The organism is Streptomyces sp. NPDC029159 (assembly GCF_055564055.1).
On sequence record NZ_JBVHWT010000016.1, the window covers coordinates 127,401 to 144,613 of the forward strand.

Here is a 17,213-nt window from a genome sequence, read left to right on the forward strand (position 1 = left end):
AGGCCCGGCGGGTACGGCGTCAGACGGGCCGTCCGTCAGCCGCGAGGGTGAGCGCGATGTCGACGATCATGTCCTCCTGACCGCCCACCAGACGCCGCCGCCCGCACTCCATGAGGATGTCGCGGACGTCCGCCCCGTACCGTGCCGAGGCCGCCTCGGCGTGGCGCAGGAACGACGAGTAGACACCGGCGTACCCGAGGGTGAGGGTCTCGCGGTCGACGCGGACCGGGCGGTCCTGGAGCGGTCGTACGAGGTCGTCGGCGGCGTCCTGGAGCCGGAACAGATCGCAGCCGTGCGTGAAGTCCGACAGGTTGGCGACCGCGATGAACGCCTCGATCGGGCAGTTGCCGGCGCCCGCACCGTGCCCGGCCAGCGAGGCGTCGACCCGCCGGACGCCGTTCTCGACGGCGACGACGGAGTTGGCGACCGACAGCGACAGGTTCTCGTGGGCGTGGATGCCGATCTCGGTCCCGGCATCCAGCACGTCCCGGTAGGCACGGACCCGGGCGACCACGTCGGGCATGGTGAGCCGGCCGCCGGAGTCGGTGACGTAGACGCAGTGCGCGCCGAAGGACTCCATCAGCTTCGCCTGCCGGGCCAGCTCCTCGGGCGGCGCCATGTGGGAGAGCATCAGGAACCCGGAGACGTCCATGCCGAGTTCGCGCGCCGCGGCGATGTGCTGCGCGGAGATGTCGGCCTCGGTGCAGTGGGTGGCGACACGGACCGACCGGACCCCGAGGTCGTAGGCGCGCTTCAGCTCGTGGACGGTGCCGACGCCGGGCAGCAGCAGCGTGGTCAGGCGCGCGCGTTCCAGCACCGAGGCGGCGGCCTCGATCCACTCCCAGTCGGTGTGCGAGCCGGGGCCGTAGGTGACCGACCCGCCGGCGAGCCCGTCGCCGTGCGCGACCTCGATCGCATCCACGCCCGCCGCGTCGAGCGCGGTGACGAGGGTCTTGACGTCGTCCGGGGTGATCCGGTGCCGCACGGCGTGCATACCGTCGCGGAGTGTGACGTCCTGGATGAAGATCGGGGTGCCCATCAGCGGCCTGCCTTCCCTGCGGCGATGCGCTCCGCGACCCGGAGCGCCGCGGAGGTCATGATGTCGAGGTTCCCGGCGTAGGCCGGGAGGTAATGCGCGGCGCCCTCGACCTCCAGGAAGACCGACACCTGGTGGGTGGGCCGGGCGCCGGTCGCGTCGGCGCCGTCGGCCAGCAGCGTGCCGACCGGCTGGTTCCCGGGGAGCTCGGTGATCTGCACCTGCTGCTTGAGGCGGTAGCCGGGGACGTAGGCGGCGACCTCGGCGGCCATCTTCGCGACCGACTGCCGGATCTCCTCCTGAACTGCCGGATCCGCGGCCGTGACCAGGCAGAAGACCGTGTCCCGCATCATCAGCGGCGGCTCGGCGGGGTTGAGGACGATGATCGCCTTGCCCCGGCGTGCGCCGCCGACCCGCTCGATGGCGGCCGAGGTGGTCTCGGTGAACTCGTCGATGTTGGCGCGGGTGCCGGGACCCGCCGACTTCGAGGCGATCGACGCGACGATCTCCGCGTACGCCACCGGCACGACCCGGCTGACCGCGGCGACGATCGGGATGGTGGCCTGACCGCCGCAGGTGACCATGTTGAGGTCGGGCGCGCCGAGGTGGTCGTCGAGGTTGACGGCGGGGACGACATAGGGCCCGACGGCGGCCGGGGTGAGGTCGATCAGGCGCTTGCCCAGCGGGGCCAGCCTGGCGGCGTTCGCCTCGTGCGCCTTGGCGGAGGTCGCGTCGAAGACGATGCCGATCTCGTCGAAGCCGGGCAGGGCGACCAGCCCGTCGACGCCCTCATGGGTGACCGGGACGCCGAGCCGGGCGGCGCGGGCCAGTCCGTCGGAGGCGGGGTCGATACCGACCATCGCGCCCATCTCCAGGTGCTCCGCGCCGCGCAGCACCTTGATCATCAGGTCGGTGCCGATGTTGCCCGACCCGATGATGGCCACCTTCGTCCTGTTCATGACGGCTCTCCCTCGCCGAAGTGGACCGTGACGCCGCCGAAGCCGGTCAGCCGGGCGGTGACGGTGTCGCCGGGGGACACCGCGTGCATCGGGCCGAGCGCGCCGGACAGCACGACCTGGCCCGCACGCAGCGGTTCGCCCAGCTCGCGGGCGGTGCGGGCGAGCCAGCGGAGAGCCTCGACCGGGTCGCCGAGGCAGGCGGCGCCGGTTCCGGTGGAGACCTCGGTGCCGTTCACGCTCATCGTCATCTCGGTGTCCACCGGCTCGGCCTCGTCGAGGGTGCGGCGGTCCGCCCCGAGCACATAGGCGCCCGCCGAGGCGTTGTCGGCCACCGTGTCGCCGAGGCTGATGTCCCAGCCGGCGATCCGGCTGCCGCAGATCTCCAGCGCGGCGACACCGTGGTCGATCGCGTCGCGGACCTGCGCGGTGTCGAGGGGACCGTCGGCCAGATCGGCGCGGAGCACGAACGCGATCTCCGCCTCGACGCGGGGCTGGAGCACCCGTCCGGCGGGGACCGTGCCGCCGTCCGGATGGGCCATGCCGGCGAAGAGGACGCCGAAGTCGGGCCGGTCGATGCCGAGCTGCCGCTGTACGGACTCGGAGGTCAGGCCGATCTTCCGGCCGGTGATCCGGGCGCCCCGGGCGAGGCGCCGTGCGGTCAGTTCGGCCTGCACGGCGTACGCGGCGGCCAGGTCGTCCCGGCCGATCAGGTCGCGTACCGGCGCACAGGGCACACCGGAGGCGGCGGCGCCGGCGAGCCGCGCCGCCGCGGCGGCGATGTCGGAGGTGCTCGCGGAGGCGAGCGGTGGGTTCGCAGTCACGGCTTCACCTTGGGTCCGGTCGCCCGGCGCGGACCAGCCTTTCGTCTCGCTCAGCGATACGCGCCGCTTAGGCTGGACGCATGACGGAAGCCCCGCGCCCGGCAGCGGCCGGTCTCGACACCGTGCTCGGCAAAGCGGTCACCATCCTGCGGGCGTTCCGGCCCGACGACCGGGCCGTGCCGCTCGCCGCACTCGTCCGGCGCACCGGCCTGCACAAGGCGACCGTGCACCGGCTGGCCGCCGCGCTGGTCGCCAACCGGCTGCTCGACCGGGTCGAGGGCGGCTACCGTCCCAGCGGCGGCCTCTTCGAACTCGGCATGCTCGCCTCGCCCGAACGCAGCCTGCTGGAGGTGGCGGTGCCCTTCCTCCAGGACCTGTACGAACGCACCCACGAGACCGTCCACCTCGGCGTCCGTGAGGGGCACGACATCGTCTACGTCGCCAAGATCGGCGGACACCGCCAGGTCAAGGCGCCCTCGCGGACCGGCGGACGGATGCCGCTGCACTGCACCGCCATCGGCAAGGCGCTGCTCGCCCACGCCGGCGACGCGCTGCGGCAGGAGGTGCTGACCGGCCCCCTGGAACGGCGCACCCCGCACACCCTCGTCGCACCGGGCGCCCTCCGCCGCCAGCTGCGGGAGATCACCGAGACCGGCGTCGCGTTCGAGCGCGAGGAGTCGACCGTCGGGATCCACTGCGTGGCCGCGCCGGTGCTGGACGGCGACAACGCGGCGGTCGCCGCGATCAGCGTGGCCGGGCCCACCACCCGCTTCCGCCCCGAGCGGTACGTCACACAGGTACGGGCCGCGGCCGCCGGGCTGGGCAGCATGCTGATCCGCCGCCGGCCGCAGGAGCGGTGAACCGGCCCGCGGGCCGGTCCGGACGGTCCGTCACACGGCGTCGGTGATCCGCGCCGCGGCCGCGGTCAGCTCGGCGGTCAGTGGCTTGAGCATCCGGGGCGAGTAGAACACCGGCACTCGCAGCACGCGTTCCCCGCTCCGGCCCGCTCCGGCGCCCGAGGAGGAGCCGGAGATGCTCCGGCCGATCCCGCTGGACCCGGTGGCCCTTTGAGAAAACCGCTCCCGCACCACCCCGCCCGGCCGCGCCAAAGGTCCGGTCCAGGTGGTGCGGCCGACCGGACCGCCGTGTACGGTGATGCGCCAACTGCCGCCCCGGGAACGGGTGGTGGGACGCCTCGCGCCGTGCTCCGCACCCCCACCCGGAGGGCTCCATGCGCACCGCCCGCTCCGCCATACGTGGCATACCGGCGCTGCTCGTCGCCGCCGTACTGCTGATCGTGGCCGTCCCCGGGGCGGTCGCCGCTCCGGACGCCGCCCCCGCCCTGGCTCCGGCCGCAGCGTCGGGCGACGCTCTCGCGGCCTCGTGGACCGGCCCGCTCAGCACCCGGGGCCGGTACATCGTCGACGCCGACGGCAACCGCTTCAAGCTCAGGTCGGGCAACTGGGCGGGCGCGCAGGGGACGTACACGGGCAGCGGCGACCCCGACGACGTGGCGAACCACCAGGCGCACCAGAAGTCGAACAACATCCCGCTCGGGCTGGACCGTACCCCGCTCGCCCGGATCCTGGCCGACTTCCACCACCTCGGCATCAACAGCGTCCGGCTGCCGTTCGCCAACGCGCTCGTCCATGACAAGACCGCGGTGCCGGGCGCCGCGGTCGCCGCCAACCCCCAGCTCAAGGGGGAGACGCCGCTGGAGGTGTTCGACGCCGTCATCGAGGCGCTGACCGCCGACGGCTTCGCGGTGATCCTCAACAACCACACCACCAGCTACCGCTTCTGCTGCGGTCTGGACGGCAACGAGCGCTGGAACAGCGGGCAGTCGACCGCGCAGTGGATCGACGACTGGGTGTTCATGACTGAACGCTACCGGGACAACAAGCGCGTGGTCGGCGCCGATCTGCGCAACGAGGTACGCCGCGACACCTGGGACGACGCCAACTGGGGCATGGGCGACGACCACGACGAGTACACCGCCTTCGAACAGGCCGGCAACAAGATCCTCCAGACCGACCCCGACATGCTGATCGTCATGGAGGGCATCAACTGGCAGGGCATCCCCGCCAACGGCCTCCCGCACCAGCGCCCGGACCTCAAACCGGTCCGCACCCTCTCCCACACCCTGATCGACTCCGGCAAACTCGTCTACGCGGTGCACTTCTACGGCTACACCGGCCCGGCCAACAGCGGTGCGGGCAGCGGCCCGGGATCGACCGACGACCCGCGCTATGAGGACTTCACCCCCGAGCAGCTCGCCGAGGTCGTGCACGACGAGGGGCTGTTCGTCACCGAGGAGGGCAAGCACTTCACCGCGCCGGTCTGGGTCAGCGAGTTCGGCGCCGGCGGCCGCGGCTCCACCGACGCCAAGGAGAAAGCCTGGTTCACGCACTTCACCGACATCCTGGTGAAGAACGACACCGACTTCGCCCAGTGGCCGCTGGTGGGCTGGAGCGACGACCAGGGCACCCCCGACGACAACTGGGCGCTCCTCTCGTACGACGCCGCCGGGAGGCGGACCGGCGTCGAGGACGGCGGCGACTGGCGGGCCACCGACTGGAACAAGCTGGTCAACGCCCCCTCCAAGAGCGGCCCCATCGCCCCCGCCGACCACTGGAACATCGTCTTCCTCGATCACGGCGACTGGAACCTCTCCCGCACCATGCTCGCCAAGGCCGACTGGAGCCCGGGCAACTCCAAGGGCGACTGCCCCGACACCGAACGGCTGATCGGACTCGGCCACAGCCACGGCCGCGGCCTGTGCACCGACGCCGCCGAGCCACGCAAGGCGGCGGGCGACTGGCAGCGGGTCGACGACGAACGCTATGTGGAGCAGGGCGACTGGGCCGTCGGCTACGACAAGCTCCAGTGCCCGGTCAACAGCTTCGCGGTCGGCTACAGCATGAAGGGCCCCGCCATGGTCTCCCTGCTCTGCGCCCCCTCCGCCACCCCGCTGCCCACCGAGGGCCGCAGCGTGTGGTTCGACCGCGGCGACAACCGCCCCGCCACCGGCGGCGCCCAGGGCAGCGACTGGTCCGAGAAGGACTACAAGGGCCAGTGCGCCGACACCGAGTACCTCGCAGGCGTCGCCATGACCCGGAAGTCCGCCCAACAGGGCCGCCCCGCCGCCCTGCTGTGCCGCGCCCTCTCCTGAACTCTTCCGCGGGGAGACCGGGACCGGGCCCGGCCGCGTTCACCGACGGGCGGCCAGCACCGCCGCGAGACCTTCTCGCAGATCCTTGACGAAATACCCGGGAACCTCCAACGACGGGAAATGGCCCCCGGCTTCCGGCGCATTCCACCGGACGATCTGCCGGTACCGCTCCTGCGACCACGGGCGCGGATACTTCTCGATATCGCGGGGGTACATCGTGAGGGCCGACGGGACGTCGACCCGGAGCGCGGGGTCCAGCGCATTGTGGCTCTCGTAGTAGATGCGGGCCGCCGAGGCGCCGGTCCGCGTCAGCCAGTACAGGGTGACGTTGTCGAGAATGCGGTCCCGGGACATCGTCTCGAACGGGCTGTCCTCGGTGTCCGACCACTCGGCGAACTTGTCGAGAATCCAGGCGAGCAGTCCGACCGGTGAGTCGACCAGCGCGTAGCCGATGGTCTGCGGCCGGGTCGCCTGCTGCTTCGCGTACGCCGCGCGGTGGCGCCAGAACGTGCGGGTCTCCTCGGCCCACCTGCGCTCGACCGCCGTCAGCCCGTCCGTCGTGGCCCCGGGCAGCCCCTCCGCGAACGTCGTGTGGATGCCGATGACATGCTCCGGGAATCTGCCGCCGAGAACCGTGGTGATATTGCCTCCCCAGTCACCGCCGTGGGCGAGGAACGTGCCGTAGCCGAGCCGTTCCATCAATTCCACCCAGGCGGCCGCGATCTTTTCCGTTCCCCACCCGGTGGTGGCCGGTTTGTCGCTGTAACCGAAGCCCGGTAGCGACGGGACCACGACATGGAATGCCGGCGCCTCCGCACTTTCCGGATCTGCCAACGCGTCCACCACATCGATGAATTCGGCGATGCTGCCCGGCCAGCCGTGCGTCAGGATCAGCGGAGTGGCATCCGCGCGCGTGGACCGGCGGTGCAGAAAGTGGATTCCCAGACCGTCGATCGTCGTACGGAACCCGCCGATCCGGGCAAGGCGCTCTTCGAACGACCGCCAGTCGTACCCGGTGCGCCAGTAGTCCACGACCTCGACGAGGTCGGCGAGCGGAACGCCCTGCTCCCATCGGCGGGGACCGGGCGCGGCGGGATGAACCGTCTCGGCTTCCGGCAGCCGCGCCGCGGCCAGCCGTGCGCGCAGCTCGTCGAGGTCGGCGTCGGTTGCGCGGGCTTCATATGCGTACACGTCGCTGGGCACAGGGCCTCCTGGTCGTCGTGGGTCCGATTCAGTTCCGGTGTGAACCGGTTAAGACGGTTCCAGCGTGCCCCGGCAGGTGCCGGTGCGCAACCGGCTAAGGTGGTTCCATGTGTGCACGGTTCCCCGAATTCCGTCTCGGCAAGGTGCTGGCGACCAGCTTCACGGCGACGCTGACGGAGCGTTGTGGCGATCCGGTGGAACGCATCCCCGTGCCGCAGCGACTCGTCGACTGGCTGGCGGTGAACGGCCTCGTGGTGGAGTCCTGCACCGCCGCCCAGCTCGAACTCGCCCGGGAACTGCGGGAATCCCTGCACGCCGCCTTGACCGCGGCCGCGATCCGGGAACCCCTCCCGGTCTCCGCGGTCCACGTCATCAACGACCGCAGCATGCAGGGCCGGGCCTCGGCCGTCCTGACGCCCCAGAACACCCGGCAATGGCGACTCGGCCCGACTGCCGCCGTGGCGGACGCCCTGGGCGTGATCGCCGCCGACGCGATCAGCATCCTCGCGGGCGAACGAGACGGACAACTCGCCCTGTGCGCCTCGCCGACCTGCCGAGCCGCCTTCTTCGACACCAGCCGAAGCCGCACCCGCAGATGGTGCGAGATGAACACCTGCGGAAACCGCGAGAAGAAAGCGCGCTTCCACGCCAACCAGCGCAAAAACTCCGGACCGGCACAGTAGCCGTCGCACTCGGTACACACGTCCGGAAAACACCTGGGTGAGCGAGGGGCCTTACGTTCCTTTCCGTAGGCGTGCCAGGGCACTTCGGCAATGCCGCATGACGAGGGCGCCCCGGTCGGCGCCCCTCTCCTCCCCCTGCATCGGCCCGCCTGCCCCCCCCTGACACCGCGGCCCACCCGCTCCTCCTCGGCAACCGCCGTCACACAGGCGTCGCCAAACGGCGCACGGTTGCGTAATCCGCGCCCCGGAGGTGAACGGTGGCATTCCCGGGCCGCTCGCCGCGCCGCGCGAGCCCACGCACGCCGCACCCGATTTCGCGCATCCTGCGCCCCCTCTCTCCCGGTGACGAAGGGGCAGATGTGTATGTAATGCTTCCGGGGCAGGTGGCCGACCGCGGGAAGAGAATCCCGGCGGAGCCGTCTTTTCCTCTCGCTCCTTTTCCCGCTTCCTTCTCGCTTCTCTCCTGCTTCCGTGCGGTACGCGCGCCGGAGCCCCTGACCTTCACCATGAATGGAGATGTCGTGACGCTTGACGAATTCGAGCAGATTCTGACGAGTGTGGTGCATGGCGACAAGGCGGGCCCGGAGAACGCGATCAGGCTTCCCGAGGAGGCGCTCGACAGGGATTTCGAAGAACTCGACGTGGATTCGCTGGCGCGGGCCGAGATGGTGACGGTGATCAGCGAAACCTACCGGGTCGAGATCGGCGACGACGAGGCCGGTGAGCTGACCACGCCGCGTTCGGTGCTGGAATTCCTGGCCGCGGCCGGGGTGCAGGGCAGCGCGTGAGCGGTGAGGCGGTGCGTCCGTGCCGTGTGGTGTCCACGGGCTCCTACCGTCCGGCGGCGGTCGATGCCGGGCAGGTGGCGGAGCGATTGGGCGTGACGCGGGAGTGGGTGCTGTCGCGGACAGGCGTGGAGTCCCGGTGTGTGGCGGGCCCGGACGAGACCGTGACCTCGATGGCCACCCTCGCCGCGCGGGAGGCGCTGGCGGCGGCGGAGTTACCGGCCGACGCGGTGGATGTGGTCCTGGTGGCCACCTCGTCCAACCTCCAACTCTGCCCCGCAGTGGCCCCGCAGGTGGCCGCGGCTCTGGGACTGCAGGTGGCCGCGTTCGATGTGAGCATCGCCTGTGCGGGGTTCTGCTACGCCCTGCATGTGGCGCGTTCGCTGATCGGTGCCGGCGCCGGTGGTTGCGGCACGGTCCTGGTGATCGGCGCGGACCGCATGTTGGACATGATCGATCCCGATGATCCGGTCACCGCCCCGCTGTTCGCCGACGGTGCGGGCGCGGTGGTCCTCCGTGCGACGGAGGGGGAGTCGGGGGTGGGTCCGGTGGTGTGGGGCTCGTCCGGGCAGCGGTCGGCGGCGTTGGAGGTGCGTCCGCATCCGCGGGAGTTGGAGATCGCCGCGAGGGTCCATCCCCGGCTGCACATGGACGGCCTGGCGGTCACGCGGTGGGCCTGTGCGACGGTTCCGGCCGCGGTGCGCGAGATTCTGGAGGTCAGCGGAATCGGCTGGGACGACGTGGCGGCGTTCATTCCGCACCAGGCCAACTGGAAGATGATCCGCCGGGTGGTCCGGGCGCTCGATGTGCCCGATGAGGTCGTGGTGGCCGACGACGGCCGTTTCACCGGCAACACCAGCGCCGCGTCGGTGCCGCTCGCCCTGGATCGTTTGGTGACCTCGGGCCGCATCCCCCGTGGCCGGTGGGCCGTACTGGTCGGCTACGGCGCCGGATTGGCCTATGCGGGACAGGCCGTGCGGATTCCCTGACCGCGGCGGGCGGCGGCACCGTGCATCCGGCCCACGAGTGGCGGGCCGCGGAGGCCGCACCGGCGGGAGCCGGCGTCAGTCGGAGCGGGCGACCGCGCGCAGATACGCCTCGGCGAACAGCTCGCAGGTCTCGTCCACGCCGGGGAGGCCGGACCCCAGCGTGGGTTCGAGGACGGGCCGCAGGAGGAGGTGGGTGACGATCGGGCCCAGCAGTAGCTGGACCAGGAGCGGCAGCGGCAGCGGCCGGATCCGGCCCGCCTCCACATGCGGCAGCAGCAGCCGGGAGAGGCTGTCGAACAGCCGGGGCAGGTAGGCCCGCATCGCCCGCGCGGCAGGCCCGTCCGGGCGGCTGAAGAGGTCCGCGAAGATCGCCGGGAGCACCCGCGGCTCGCGGTGGAACGCCGTGAGTACGGCCCGGTGGAGCTCCCGCACGGTGTCCTCCAGGCGCTCCGGCGGGTCGGCGGCCAGTGCCTCCAGGTCGGGCAGCGGGCCGTGGAGCTCGTAGACGGCGCCGAGCAGACCGTCCCGGCCGTCGAAGACCGTGTGCAGGCTGGGGAGCGAGCACCCGGCCCGCTCCGCGACGGCGTCCAGGGTCACCGCGCCGAGGCCGCGTTCGGCGACGAGCTGCGCCGTCGCCTCGATCGCGCGCTCGCGGACCGGCCGCCGCCCGCCGGGGTCGACCCCGGCCCGCCGGATCGCCTCGTCCAGCGCCGCCCGGGAGCCACCCAGCCGGCGCAGCAGCGTGCTGCGGGAGATGCCGGCCTCCGCCGCGATCGCCGTCAGCGGGACATCCGCGACGTCCCGGCCCCGCGCCCGCGCCGTCGCCAGGGCCACTGCCACCAGATCCGCCAGCTGTTCTTCCTGCATGACCTGCTCCTGGTTGGTCCGTCCCTCCATATGGAACATCGTACTACTTGACATCTGAGACCATTCCAAAGACTCTGTGTATGAGAGTTCCATCCAGGGTGATCGGAATGAGGGGAGAGGGCCATGAGCGTCGTCATCTCCGGGGGCGGACCAGCCGGCATGATGCTGGGCCTGCTGCTGGCACGGGCCGGTATCGAGGTGACCGTGCTGGAGAAGCACGGCGACTTCCTCCGCGACTTCCGTGGCGACACGGTCCACGCCTCCACCGTCCGGTTGATGGACGAGCTGGGCCTGGGCCGGAAGCTCGCCGCGCTGCCGCAGAGCAAGCTGGGCAACATGGAGGTGCCCGCGCCGGACGGCGGCGAGGTGCGGCTGACCGATTTCGAGGGCCTGCGCGCGCCGTACAACTACATCGCGATGATCCCGCAGTGGGACCTGCTCAACCTGCTGGCCGAGGAGGCCCGGCAGGAGCCGACGTTCACCCTGCGGATGGACACGGCGGTGACCGGACTGATCCGGGAGGGCGGCAAGGTCGTCGGCGTCCGCCACCGCACCCGGGACGGCGCGGAGGGCGAGATCCGCGCCGACCTCACCGTCGCCGCCGACGGCCGTAATTCCGTGCTGCGCCGGGAAGCCGGCCTGGAGCCGCAGGAATTCCCGGTTCCCTTCGACACCTGGTGGCTCCGGCTGCCCCGGCACGCCGAGGAGCAGACCCAGAAGCCGCGGCTGATCCCCGCGTTCCGGGCCGGCGAGTTCGCACTGAGCCTGACCAGGAACGACTACTTCCAGATCGCCTATTTCACGACGAAGGGATCCGACGCCCGGCTGCGCGGCGAAGGCATCGAACGCTTCCGGTCACGGATCGCCGGGCTGATGCCGCAGTACGCGGACCGCGTCGACCAGCTGGCGAGCATGGACGACGTCCACCTGCTCGACGTCCGGCTCAACCGGCTCCCGCGCTGGTACACCGACGGCCTGCTGTTCATCGGCGACGCCGCCCACGCGATGTCCCCGGCCGGGGGAGTGGGCATCAACCTCGCCGTCCAGGACGCGGTCGCGGCGGCCACCCTCCTCGCCGGACCGCTGCGCACCGGCCGGTTGACCACCGCCGACCTGGCGAAGGTCCAGCGGCGGCGCCGGCTCCCCACGGTGATCATGCAGCGTGTCCAGCTGATGCTGCACAACGGCTTCTTCGCCCCGATCCTCACCGGCCGCCGCATCGGCCCACCCACCTCGATGGTCCTGGCCGCCCGGCACCTCCCCGGATTCCGCCAACTCCCCTCCCGCCTGGTCGCCTGGGGACCACGCCCGGAACACGCCCCGCCCTTCGCCCGGCGGTCCCCGAAGGAACCGGCGGGGGCGTAGCACCGGCGGCCTCGCCCGGCGGTTCGCCCCGGGCACACGCGCACCGAGTACCGTCGTGACGCCTGACCTGCGCGCCCGCCCATGAGGAGCACGATGAACCCCCTCTGCTCAGCCTCGCCGTCGGGGAGTGCGTCGTTGCTGGACGACTTCTCCCTGGAGATGACCGGCAAGGACGTACCGAACCTGGAGGCGGCCGCACCGCTCGTCCCGCCCGGCACCCGGATCAACGTGACCTTCCTCGGCAACGAGGACCTGCGGATGCGGCTCGCTGCCGCCCGCGCCGTGAAGCGTCTCGGGTTCCGCCCGGTCCCGCACCTCTCGGCCCGGCGGCTCCGTTCCCGGGCCGACTTCGAGCAGTTCCTCGCCGGACTGCGTGCGGACACCACCGGGACGGACGTCTTCGCCGTGGGCGGCGACCCGGCGAGCCCGCAGGGCCCCTATCCCGACGCGCTCTCCCTGATCGCGTCCGGTCTGCTGTCCTCGTACGGGGTGCGGCACATCGGCATCAGCGGCTACCCGGAAGGCCACCCGGCCATCGCCCCCGAGGCGCTGTGGAGCGCGCTGCGCGACAAGAGCGCCGCCCTGGCCGAACAGGGCCTCGACGGCAGTGTCATCACCCAGTTCGGCTTCGACGCCGAACCGGTGCTGGCCTGGATCGCACGCGTCCGCGACGAGGGCATCACCCTGCCCGTACGCATCGGCGTCCCCGGCCCCGCCGGCGTACGGCGCCTCATGGGCTACGCGGCCCGCTTCGGCGTCGGCACCAGCGCCTCCATCGCCAAGAAGTACGGCCTGTCCCTCACCCACCTCATGGGCACCGCCGGACCCGACGCGTTCCTGCACACCCTGGCCGAGGGCTACGACCCGGCACGCCACGGTGCCGTGAAGGTCCACTTCTATACGTTCGGCGGCCTTGCGGCCACCTCCGCATGGATCGCCGACTTCCGGGAGAAAGCCCTGGTGTGACGGCCGCCTCCGCCGCACCTGGCCGCGCCGCCGAGAAGGACGAGGCCCGGTGCCGCCGCCGGGACGGCGCGGCCGTTCCTATAGGTTCGGGATTCGGCACATCCCGTTCGAGTACGGGTCCGCACCTACGCATGAGGGAGCTTGTCCGCATGGCCTTCATCCACCACACCACCATGACGCCCACCAAGCTGGAGTTGCTCACCGAGTGGCTGCCGAAGCAGAGCTGGTACGTGGGCGACGCAGCGGCGCCGGAACTGGTCAAGGCCGGTGGGTTCCGTCTGGACGACCCGGAGGGCGCGGTCGGGATCGAGTTCATGGTCGTGGTGGACACCGCCGGGCAGGAGCCGGTGGCGTATCTGGCCCCGATGGGCTACCGCGGTGCGGCGCTGGCGGGCGCCCCGGAGGAGGCACTGATCGGCACCTCCGAGCACGGCGTGCTCGGCACCCGGTGGATCTACGACGGCGTCCACGACCCGGTGGTGCTGGCCCAGTTGCGCGCCCTCCTGCGCGGTACGGCGATACCGCAGCAGCAGAGCGCGAGCGACACCCCCGACCCGACCGTCACCGTGCACGGCACCGTCCCCGACGACGGCCTGGCCGTCCACATCAACCGCGTCCTTCGGCCGACGGAGACCGAGCAGCAGCCGACCGGCCACCTCGTCGCCGAGTGGACCCGGCCGGACGGAACGACGGCTCGGGGCGTGTTCGCGACTGTGGCGCCGCGGTAAATCCCACCGGAGCGACGGAAGGGGCGGCCGGTCGCCGACCGCCGGGTGGCGGTCGGCGAAGGGCCGCTCCGGTCACGACGGCTGGACTTCGTCGAAGAAGGCGACGGCTTCGGCGGGGTCCGGGCTCACGAGGCGTTCCAGGCCCGCTGTGGTCATCTTCGCCCATCTGCCGGCCCGTGCCCACATCCGTTCCTCGAAGGCGCGGACGGTCTCGTCCAGGTCTCCGCAGCCGGCGGCGAGGGACTCGGCGAGTTCGGCGCCCACCGCACCCGGCAGGCCGCCCTCCGCCACGAATGGCTGGCCGACCTGCTCGGCGGCCGCCCGGCCCTGGGCCTGAACGGCCTCGCCGTGACCGAGGCCAAGCTGGCCGCCCTCGACGGCCTCGCGGACATCGACACCGCCCTGCGCGCCGTGGAGACCGTCAGCGCCTACGTCACCGGCGCGATCAGGCGTGAGATCGCGAATCTACGGGCCGAGCGCGCCACCGGCCTCTCCGAGCAGGACTGGCAGCGCGCCTCCGGGCCGCATGTGACGAAGATGCTGGCCACGGGCCGCTTCCCGGCGCTGGCCAAGGCCGTGCACGATGGCACGGACGTGGACGCCGAGACCTCCTTCGCGACCGGCCTGGACTGGGTTCTCGACGCCGTGGCCGCCCAACTCGCCCGGCCCTGACGGCCTTCCCGGTCCGGAGAAGTTCCTCGGCGGCGACGTCCAGGTGCGGAGGCGTCAGCGGCGCGGTGGGGGAGCGGTTCTGAGGTCCGCTCGGCCGACCGCGCCGGTTCGGCGGAACGGCGAACCGGGTCCGGCACGTTCACGTACCGGACCCGGGTGCGTCAGCCATTCATGGCTGCCCAGAACTCCTCGAAGGACATCTTGCGGTCGCCGTCGGTGTCGAGGGAGTCGATCAGCTCCTGCGCCTGCGACTCGGTGATCTCCGAGCCCTCCAACTCCGCGACGACCTTGCGGTATTCCTCCGCGGTGACCTGGCCGTCCCCGTCGATGTCGTACCGCTCGAAGACCTTCCGCGCCGCCGTCTCCACGATGTCTGCCATGTGCTCCGCCTTTCTGTGATCTTTGCCGACGGCCAGGCTATCCGCCGGCCGGACGCACCCCGGGGGCGCCCACCCCCCCGGCCGCTGCGGGCAGGGCGGCGGACTCCACCCGAGGCCGGGGAGGATGAGCCCGCGCTCTTTCCGGCAGCGCGGCCACGTCCTCCGTATGCGCCTCGGGAACGCACCGGCTGTTTCGCCGGTGCCGCCGCGGTGAACGCTGAGTGCGTCCGGGCGGCCACGAGCGGAGAGCGGCTGCGGATGAGCGTGGACGGAGTGAGCCGGCGCGGGTTCTTGCGTACGCCGTTGGTCCTCCGCGACGGCATCCCGCATCGGCAGAGCGACCTCACCGGCGTCCGGGCGAAAAGTACCAGTCGATGTGGCTCGCGTCGGCCGGGCGCCTCCACGCCGACCGCTTGACTCCCGTGGTCCGCGACCTCTCCCGGCGATCAGGTGAATCGACCGGGGGCGTGGCATCGCCTGCGGCCGGTCGGCGCCGGTCCCGGACATGCTGACGCCATGTCCCATCACCTCAGTGGTCCGAACCTGCGCTCCCCGATGGACGACGCCCGGCTGGACATGACCGACCTGTTCGCCTTCGCCGTGCCCGGCGACCGCACCGTCCTGATCATGAATGTGAACCCGGTCGCGCCCACCGGCGGCGCCGCGTTCCACCCGGACGCGGTCTACCGCATCAACGTCGACACCGACGGCGACCACCAGGCCGACATCGCGTTCAGCTTCGTCTTCTCGCAGCCGGAGAACGGACGGCAGACCGCCACCGTCCACCGCGCCGAAGGCGCTCAGGCCCGGCAACACGACATCGGTGGCCTGCGGATCGTCGCCGACGAGCCCGTCTCCTTCGGCGCCGAGCCGGCGATCGTCGCCTCCGGCCCGTATCTGTTCTCCGCCGGGCTGCGCAGCGACCCCTTCTTCGCCGACCTCGACGGCATCGTCAAGGACTTCCAGTGGACCGGCAAGGACTGGGGCGTGGACAAGAACGTCTTCGGCATCGCACTGGAGATGCCCCACGCCGAGCTGGGCCCGGACCCGGTCATCGGCGTGTGGGGACGCGTGAGCCTCCGCCGGAACGGACAGCTCACCTCGGTCGATCGCGGTGCGCACCCCTCCCTCACGGCCTATTTCAACGCCGAGGAGGTGAAGGACGCGTACAACGCGGGTGAGCCCGCCGACGACTGGGACACCTACCGCGAGCCCTGGACCGCGGTCCTGCAACACACCGGTGGATACGAGCCGCAGGCGGCCGAGGAGACGCTGCGCACCGTCCTGCCCGACATCCTGCGCTACGACCGCTCGAAGCCTGCCGCCTACCCCAACGGCCGCACCCTCACCGACGATGTGACCTCCGCACGGCTCGCGATGGTCTCCGGCGGCAAGATCACCACTGACCACATCGGCCCGCACACCGACCTGCTCCCCGACTTCCCCTACCTGGGCCACCCGCACCCCGCCCCACCGGCCGGCTGACCGGACCCGCCGGGTGCGCTCCAACTCTCCGCAATTGTGGCCGGATTTCTCGTTCGGGTGACATCTCGCATACCGGATATTTCTGGTGGCCATGAACTCCGCATGGCCAAGAAATCCTGGTGGCGCACCGCCGCCACCGTGGCGGTCGCCGCCACCGCGCTTCTGGTTCCGGCATCCACCGGAACCGCCGCCTCGCTGCCCGCCGCGGCTCCCCACAGCCTCGCGTTCACGCTTCCGGAACCGCCGTCCGCCGACGTGGCCCGTGCGGAGCTGGCCGGGCTGCACGTGGACACGCCGCATTCGATGAACGGCTACAGCCGGTCGAAGTTCCCGCACTGGATCAAGCAGCACGGGGAGTGCGACACCCGGGAAGTCGTCCTCGCCCGCGACGGCGAGGACGTCAAGCAGGACGAGAAGTGCCGTGCGACCTCGGGGACATGGCTCAGCGAGTACGACGCCAAGGAGTTCACGGTCTCGGGTCAGCTCGACATCGACCACATCGTCCCGCTCGCCAACGCATGGCGCTCCGGCGCCGACGAATGGACCACCCCCGGTCGCAAGGCTTTCGCCAACGACCTCGTCCACTCGCAACTGATCGCGGTCTCCGCCGCCAGCAACCGGCAGAAGGGCGACCAGAGCCCCGATCGGTGGGCACCGCCGCGGCACGCCTACTGGTGCACCTACGCCCGGGCCTGGGTGGACGTCAAGCACGTCTACCACCTCAACATCACCGAACCGGAGAAGGCCAAGCTGGGCGAGATGCTGGACACCTGCGCATGACGCGCACCCCTCGGCAGCCTGCGGTGACCGCTGAGGTCACCGCAGGTCCCGGCGGCGCCATGACCGTGGAGGTCGGGGTCATCACCGGCGACCTCACGGTCACGGCCACGGACACCGGCAACGGCACCGCCGCCGTCAGCATCCAGTACACCGGCGCCGACGAGTGGTACGAACTGGAGGGCAGCCCGGTGCCCCTGCCCGAAGGCGGGGTGGCCGCCGTACTGGACGCCATCACCGAGGCCGTCCGAGCCGGTGGTCCGGTGGTGGGACGCGCAGGACAGCTGTGACAGGGTGTGGAACACTGACGAGGAGCGTGGCAGCA

Annotated in this window: 17 protein-coding genes and 2 pseudogenes; 12 read left to right on the forward strand and 7 right to left on the reverse strand. The window is 71.5% G+C overall.

The window, feature by feature from the left end; translation table 11 throughout:
- Positions 1-19 precede the first annotated feature (19 nt).
- The 3 genes from dmpG to ACZ4U4_RS26500 are packed head-to-tail and all read right to left on the reverse strand — an operon-like array spanning position 20 to position 2,816.
- Positions 20-1,039, reverse strand: a complete 1,020-nt coding sequence (dmpG, locus tag ACZ4U4_RS26490; RefSeq protein WP_467879074.1) for a 4-hydroxy-2-oxovalerate aldolase — start codon at positions 1,037-1,039, stop codon at positions 20-22.
- Complete coding sequence (locus ACZ4U4_RS26495; protein ID WP_467879077.1) at positions 1,039-1,995, reverse strand: acetaldehyde dehydrogenase (acetylating); 957 nt, start codon at positions 1,993-1,995, stop codon at positions 1,039-1,041. Before ACZ4U4_RS26495 ends, dmpG begins: the two co-directional genes overlap by 1 nt.
- Positions 1,992-2,816 (reverse strand): 2-keto-4-pentenoate hydratase, encoded by an 825-nt coding sequence (locus ACZ4U4_RS26500; RefSeq protein ID WP_467879079.1) that lies wholly within the window; start codon positions 2,814-2,816, stop codon positions 1,992-1,994. The genes ACZ4U4_RS26495 and ACZ4U4_RS26500 overlap by 4 nt, the downstream gene beginning before the upstream one ends.
- A gap of 80 nt (positions 2,817-2,896) precedes the next feature.
- Between ACZ4U4_RS26500 and ACZ4U4_RS26505 the strand changes: the two genes are divergently transcribed.
- Together ACZ4U4_RS26505 and ACZ4U4_RS26510 are read left to right on the forward strand one after the other, a co-directional pair.
- Entirely contained in the window at positions 2,897-3,676 is a 780-nt protein-coding gene (locus ACZ4U4_RS26505; protein WP_467879082.1) for an IclR family transcriptional regulator, read from the forward strand.
- Positions 3,677-4,047: 371 nt separating this feature from the next.
- On the forward strand, positions 4,048-5,988 hold the full coding sequence (locus ACZ4U4_RS26510; protein ID WP_467879085.1) for a glycoside hydrolase family 5 protein: 1,941 nt from the start codon (positions 4,048-4,050) through the stop codon (positions 5,986-5,988).
- Positions 5,989-6,027: 39 nt separating this feature from the next.
- Here ACZ4U4_RS26510 and ACZ4U4_RS26515 read toward each other — a convergent pair whose 3' ends face one another.
- On the reverse strand, positions 6,028-7,191 hold the full coding sequence (locus ACZ4U4_RS26515; protein ID WP_467879087.1) for an epoxide hydrolase family protein: 1,164 nt from the start codon (positions 7,189-7,191) through the stop codon (positions 6,028-6,030).
- Between the two features lie 107 nt (positions 7,192-7,298).
- Here ACZ4U4_RS26515 and ACZ4U4_RS26520 point away from each other — a divergent pair, with 107 nt between their 5' ends.
- The 3 genes from ACZ4U4_RS26520 to ACZ4U4_RS26530 all read left to right on the forward strand — a co-directional run bounded on the left by ACZ4U4_RS26520 (position 7,299) and on the right by ACZ4U4_RS26530 (position 9,648).
- Positions 7,299-7,874: a CGNR zinc finger domain-containing protein gene (locus ACZ4U4_RS26520; protein ID WP_467879090.1), complete on the forward strand. Its 576-nt coding sequence runs from the start codon at positions 7,299-7,301 to the stop codon at positions 7,872-7,874.
- 521 nt (positions 7,875-8,395) lie between these two features.
- Positions 8,396-8,662, forward strand: coding sequence for an acyl carrier protein (locus ACZ4U4_RS26525; protein WP_467879093.1), 267 nt, complete (start codon positions 8,396-8,398; stop codon positions 8,660-8,662).
- A gap of 29 nt (positions 8,663-8,691) precedes the next feature.
- The gene (locus ACZ4U4_RS26530) at positions 8,692-9,648 is read left to right on the forward strand and encodes a ketoacyl-ACP synthase III (RefSeq protein WP_467879095.1); all 957 of its coding nucleotides are present in this window, start codon (positions 8,692-8,694) and stop codon (positions 9,646-9,648) included.
- Between the two features lie 75 nt (positions 9,649-9,723).
- Here the strand turns inward: ACZ4U4_RS26530 and ACZ4U4_RS26535 are convergent, their stop codons facing one another.
- Positions 9,724-10,545, reverse strand: coding sequence for a TetR/AcrR family transcriptional regulator (locus tag ACZ4U4_RS26535; RefSeq protein WP_467879098.1), 822 nt, complete (start codon positions 10,543-10,545; stop codon positions 9,724-9,726).
- A gap of 93 nt (positions 10,546-10,638) precedes the next feature.
- Here ACZ4U4_RS26535 and ACZ4U4_RS26540 point away from each other — a divergent pair, with 93 nt between their 5' ends.
- The 3 genes from ACZ4U4_RS26540 to ACZ4U4_RS26550 all read left to right on the forward strand — a co-directional run bounded on the left by ACZ4U4_RS26540 (position 10,639) and on the right by ACZ4U4_RS26550 (position 13,574).
- Positions 10,639-11,880: an FAD-dependent oxidoreductase gene (locus tag ACZ4U4_RS26540; RefSeq protein WP_467879100.1), complete on the forward strand. Its 1,242-nt coding sequence runs from the start codon at positions 10,639-10,641 to the stop codon at positions 11,878-11,880.
- 93 nt (positions 11,881-11,973) lie between these two features.
- A complete protein-coding gene (locus ACZ4U4_RS26545; RefSeq protein ID WP_467879103.1) occupies positions 11,974-12,846 on the forward strand; it encodes a methylenetetrahydrofolate reductase in 873 nt (290 codons plus the stop codon).
- A gap of 149 nt (positions 12,847-12,995) precedes the next feature.
- The gene (locus tag ACZ4U4_RS26550; RefSeq protein WP_467879199.1) at positions 12,996-13,574 is read left to right on the forward strand and encodes a maltokinase N-terminal cap-like domain-containing protein; all 579 of its coding nucleotides are present in this window, start codon (positions 12,996-12,998) and stop codon (positions 13,572-13,574) included.
- Positions 13,575-13,646: 72 nt separating this feature from the next.
- Here ACZ4U4_RS26550 and ACZ4U4_RS26555 read toward each other — a convergent pair.
- Positions 13,647-13,841 (reverse strand): annotated as a pseudogene (locus ACZ4U4_RS26555) (FAD-dependent monooxygenase); the annotation flags it as partial.
- Here ACZ4U4_RS26555 and ACZ4U4_RS26560 point away from each other — a divergent pair.
- Positions 13,833-14,246, forward strand: a pseudogene (locus ACZ4U4_RS26560) (TetR/AcrR family transcriptional regulator C-terminal domain-containing protein); the annotation flags it as partial. The pseudogenes ACZ4U4_RS26555 and ACZ4U4_RS26560 overlap by 9 nt on opposite strands.
- Positions 14,247-14,407: 161 nt before the next feature.
- On the opposite strand, the gene ACZ4U4_RS26565 reads toward ACZ4U4_RS26560, so the two are convergent.
- The gene (locus ACZ4U4_RS26565) at positions 14,408-14,626 is read right to left on the reverse strand and encodes an EF-hand domain-containing protein (RefSeq protein WP_467879105.1); all 219 of its coding nucleotides are present in this window, start codon (positions 14,624-14,626) and stop codon (positions 14,408-14,410) included.
- A gap of 516 nt (positions 14,627-15,142) precedes the next feature.
- Between ACZ4U4_RS26565 and ACZ4U4_RS26570 the strand changes: the two genes are divergently transcribed.
- From ACZ4U4_RS26570 to ACZ4U4_RS26580, 3 genes are all read left to right on the forward strand, one after another.
- On the forward strand, positions 15,143-16,111 hold the full coding sequence (locus ACZ4U4_RS26570; RefSeq protein ID WP_467879108.1) for a DUF4331 family protein: 969 nt from the start codon (positions 15,143-15,145) through the stop codon (positions 16,109-16,111).
- 102 nt (positions 16,112-16,213) lie between these two features.
- On the forward strand, positions 16,214-16,891 hold the full coding sequence (locus ACZ4U4_RS26575) for a GmrSD restriction endonuclease domain-containing protein (protein ID WP_467879111.1): 678 nt from the start codon (positions 16,214-16,216) through the stop codon (positions 16,889-16,891).
- Complete coding sequence (locus ACZ4U4_RS26580; RefSeq protein WP_467879114.1) at positions 16,888-17,178, forward strand: hypothetical protein; 291 nt, start codon at positions 16,888-16,890, stop codon at positions 17,176-17,178. Before ACZ4U4_RS26575 ends, ACZ4U4_RS26580 begins: the two co-directional genes overlap by 4 nt.
- The last annotated feature ends 35 nt before the right edge of the window (positions 17,179-17,213 follow it).